Annotated in this window: 1 protein-coding gene; it reads left to right on the top strand. The window is 56.2% G+C overall.

All coding sequences use genetic code 11. The features are described 5' to 3' along the window. The coding region (locus tag NQF86_RS09100; protein ID WP_407652901.1) for a beta strand repeat-containing protein at positions 1 to 1,359 on the top strand (1,359 nt) is incomplete at both ends.

The raw sequence follows: 1,359 nt of genomic DNA on the forward strand, positions 1-1,359 counted from the left end.
ACTTGCCCTTCAGGGGGCAGGTACTATTGCCACGTCTTCCCTCGTTTCTATCGACAAAGACGCCAAATTTGACATCAGCGGAACCAATAACGGGGCTTCTGTAACCGACATTGGCGGTGCTGGTGGCATCACACTCGGCGACAAAACCCTCACTCTGACACAGGCCAACCCTGATACCGTCTATCAGGGCGTCATCACCGGCAAGGGCGGCCTAACCATCTCTGGTGGCACTGAAACACTGACAGGCCAGAACACATATGAGGGAATAACACAGGTCGATCAGGGGGCCGGCCTGAACCTTAATGGCGGCTCCCTCGCTGGTTCGCTGCAGAATGATGGTACAGCCACCATTAATGGCGGCACTGTCAATGGGGTAACCACCAACACAAACACGCTGACAGCTACAGGCGGCACGCTCGCTTCTGCCATCAACAGCGGCACCATGACGCTGCAGGGCAAAAGCACAGTTCAGAGCGATGTTACGCAAAAGGCTGGCAGCCTGACGCTGGATGACAGCACAATCAACGGTAAGCTGGCCGCTGATGGCGGAAGCTTTAACGTTGGCCAGAATGGTGCCTCTGTTGGCTCCCTCTCCGGCAATGCCGGCGGCTCTCTGGCTGAAGGCGGCACACTCACACTGACCAACGCCAAGGCCGGGGATTCCTACGATGGTGTTCTCACTGGCAAGGGCGGCCTGACCATCGCTGGCGGCACTGAAACACTGACAGGTCAGAACACATATGAAGGGACAACACAGGTCAATAAGGATGCCGGCCTGAAGCTCAGCGGCTCCCTTGCAGGCGCCCTGACCAATGATGGTACAACCACCATTAATGGCGGCACCGTCAACAACACGACCACCAACACATACGACCTTGACGTGACAGGCGGCACCCTCTCCGACCTCATCAACAAGAGCGGCAAAGCCACTATCGAAAATGGCAGTACCGTTAAGGGCACAACCACCAATTCAGCCACACTGGACGTAACCGACTCTAAGCTGCAGGACCTCCAGAATAACGCCGGTCAGGCAACCCTATCAGACAGCATGCTCGCTTCTGCCACAAACAGCGGCACACTGAAGCTGCAAGGCGAGAGCAAGGTCCAGGGCGATGTCACTCAGAATAACGGCCTGCTGACACTGCAAGATGAAAGTAATGTCCAAGGCAATATCACGCAGAATGACGGCACCGTAAAACTGCTCGATGGAAGCACGGTTCAGGGTAGTGTTACGCAGAAGGCCGGCACGCTGACACTGGATGACAGCACGATCAACGGTAAACTGGCTGCCAATGGCGGAAGCTTTAACATTGACCAGAATGGTGCCTCTGTTGGCTCCCTCTCCGGCAATGCCGGCGG

Source organism: Bombella pluederhausensis (assembly GCF_026385525.1).
Lineage (GTDB): Bacteria > Pseudomonadota > Alphaproteobacteria > Acetobacterales > Acetobacteraceae > Bombella > Bombella pluederhausensis.